The organism is Rhodovulum sp. DZ06 (genome assembly GCF_050586345.1).
GTDB lineage: Bacteria > Pseudomonadota > Alphaproteobacteria > Rhodobacterales > Rhodobacteraceae > JBOCEF01.
Genome location: NZ_JBOCEF010000092.1, coordinates 2501 through 5434, shown reverse-complemented (window position 1 = coordinate 5434; position 2934 = coordinate 2501). Strand labels below are relative to the sequence as shown.

Annotated in this window: 1 tRNA gene and 2 rRNA genes (1 of these 3 running past the window's edge); all 3 read right to left on the bottom strand. The window is 57.0% G+C overall.

Features of this window, described 5'->3' with window-relative positions:
• Positions 1-77 (bottom strand) — tRNA-Met (locus tag ACQ5SO_RS21165).
• A 58-nt stretch (positions 78-135) separates the two neighbouring features.
• Positions 136-250 (bottom strand): 5S ribosomal RNA (gene rrf, locus ACQ5SO_RS21160).
• 80 nt (positions 251-330) lie between these two features.
• A 23S ribosomal RNA gene (locus ACQ5SO_RS21155) occupies positions 331-2934 on the bottom strand (it continues 223 nt past the right edge of the window).

Sequence of the window (2934 nt, the reverse complement as noted above, 5' to 3'; positions counted from 1 at the left end):
TGGTTGCGGGGGCAGGATTTGAACCTGCGACCTTCAGGTTATGAGCCTGACGAGCTACCGGGCTGCTCCACCCCGCGTGGGGTTGGTTTGTGAAGAGAGAGGGGCGTTTTGGGCCCAGTCCTGTGCATTGAGCGGGTCCGGCGGTGACCTACTCTCCCGGGGCTTGAGCCCGAGTACCATCGGCGCAGTGGGTCTTAACTTCCGAGTTCGGGATGGGATCGGGTGTTTACCTCACGCTATGTCCACCGGACCTGCGCAATGCACAGGGTGTCTTTCGAGTGTCAGAGGGTTCTGATTGGGAAGTGGAATTGTATTCCGCTTCATCTGGATCGTATCAAGCCTATCGAGCGATTAGTACTGGTCAACTGAGTGCATTGCTGCACTTACATTTCCAGCCTATCGACGTGGTGGTCTTCCACGGCTCTCGGCGAGACCTTGTTTTGAGGGGGGCTTCCCGCTTAGATGCCTTCAGCGGTTATCCTGTCCGTACATAGCTACGCTGCACTGCGTCTGGCGACACAACAGCTCCACCAGTGGTACGTCCACCCCGGTCCTCTCGTACTAGGGGCAGCTCCTCTCAAGTCTCGAACACCCACGGCAGATAGGGACCGAACTGTCTCACGACGTTCTAAACCCAGCTCACGTACCACTTTAATCGGCGAACAGCCGAACCCTTGGGACCTGCTCCAGCCCCAGGATGTGATGAGCCGACATCGAGGTGCCAAACGATGCCGTCGATATGGACTCTTGGGCATCATCAGCCTGTTATCCCCGGCGTACCTTTTATCCGTTGAGCGATGGCCCGTCCACGAGGGACCACCGGATCACTATGGCCGTCTTTCGACTCTGCTCGACTTGTCAGTCTCGCAGTCAGGCGGGCTTCTGCCATTGCACTCTACGAACGATGTCCGACCGTTCTGAGCCCACCATCGCGCGCCTCCGTTACGATTTGGGAGGCGACCGCCCCAGTCAAACTACCCGCCACAGAGGGTCCCGGATCCAGGTTCATGGACCGCGGTTAGACATCAAGCGAATGAAGGGTGGTATCTCAAGGATGGCTCCACCGAGCTGGCGCCCGGGTTTCATAGCCTACCACCTATCCTGCACATCACGCGCCTGATGCCAGTCTGAAGCTGTAGTAAAGGTGCACGGGGTCTTTCCGTCTGACCGCGGGAACCCCGCATCTTCACGGGGAATTCAATTTCGCTGAGTCTACGTTGGAGACAGCGGGGAAGTCGTTACGCCATTCGTGCAGGTCGGAACTTACCCGACAAGGAATTTCGCTACCTTAGGACCGTTATAGTTACGGCCGCCGTTTACCGGGGCTTCAATTCGGTGCTTGCACACCTCCTCTTAACCTTCCGGCACCGGGCAGGCGTCAGACCCTATACGTCGCCTTGCGGCTTCGCAGAGCCCTATGTTTTTAGTAAACAGTCGCCACCCCCTGGGTTGTGCCCCCGGCCCATGGTTGCCCACGAACCGGGCCTCCTTCTCGCGAACTTACGGAGGTATTTTGCCGAGTTCCTTCAACGTAGTTCTCTCAAGCGCCTTGGCATGCTCTGCCTGTCCACCTGTGTCGGTTTAGGGTACGGTCTGATGGAGGGCTATTTCCAGGGACCGCTCAGCAGCAAGACCAATCCGATAAGGCCTCACTACAGTCGCGATCCGTCACTTCCTCCTGGCTCAGGAATATTCACCTGATTCCCATCGCCTACGCCTTTCGGCCTCGGCTTAGGGGCCGGCTCACCCTGCTCAGATTAGCTTTAAGCAGGAACCCTTGGACTTCCGGCGAGGGGGTCTCTCACCCCCTTTGTCGCTACTCATGTCAGCATTCTCACTTCTGATCGCTCCACGACCCCTCACAGGGCCGCTTCATCGCCAAACCCGGATCCGACCGATCACCCTGCAAGCAGGATGACAAGTCGGAAGGGTTTTGTCACAGAACGCTCCGCTACCATGCCCTTGCGGGCATCCTCAGCTTCGGTGCATGGCTTGAGCCCCGATACATCTTCGCCGCAAGACAGCTTATTTAGACCAGTGAGCTGTTACGCTTTCTTTAAAGGATGGCTGCTTCTAAGCCAACCTCCTGGTTGTTTTGGCCGTCTCACATGCTTTCCCACTTAGCCATGACTTAGGGACCTTAGCTGGAGGTCAGGGTTGTTTCCCTCTCCACGACGGACGTTAGCACCCGCCGTGTGTCTGCCATGATTGCGCTCCCGGGTATTCGGAGTTTGGTTAGGCTCAGTAAGGCTGTGGGCCCCCATCACCCATCCAGTGCTCTACCCCCCGGGGCGAGACATGACGCTCTACCTAAATAGATTTCGCGGAGAACCAGCTATCTCCGAGTTTGATTGGCCTTTCACCCCTAGGCACACCTCATCCCGACCTTTTTCAACAGGTGTGGGTTCGGACCTCCAGTGCATGTTACTGCACCTTCATCCTGGACATGCCTAGATCACTCGGTTTCGGGTCTGATCCCACGAACTGAACGCCCTGTTCAGACTCGCTTTCGCTGCGCATACGCCTATCGGCTTAAGCTTGCTCGTGAGACCAAGTCGCTGACCCATTATACAAAAGGTACGTGGTCACTTGCGCTCCCACTGTTTGTAGGCGCCCGGTTTCAGGAACTGTTTCACTCCCCTCGTCGGGGTGCTTTTCACCTTTCCCTCACGGTACTGGTTCACTATCGGTCGACAAGGAGTACTTAGGCTTGGAGGGTGGTCCCCCCATGTTCAGACAGGATTTCACGTGTCCCGCCCTACTCTAACGGCAGATCATTCTACGGCTACGGGGCTGTCACCCATCTTGCTGCGCTTCCCAACGCATTCGCCTTGTGTCACTGCACGGCCTGGTCCGCGTTCGCTCGCCACTACTGACGGAGTCTCAATTGATGTCCTTTCCTCCGGGTACTTAGATGTTTCAGTTCCCCGGGTT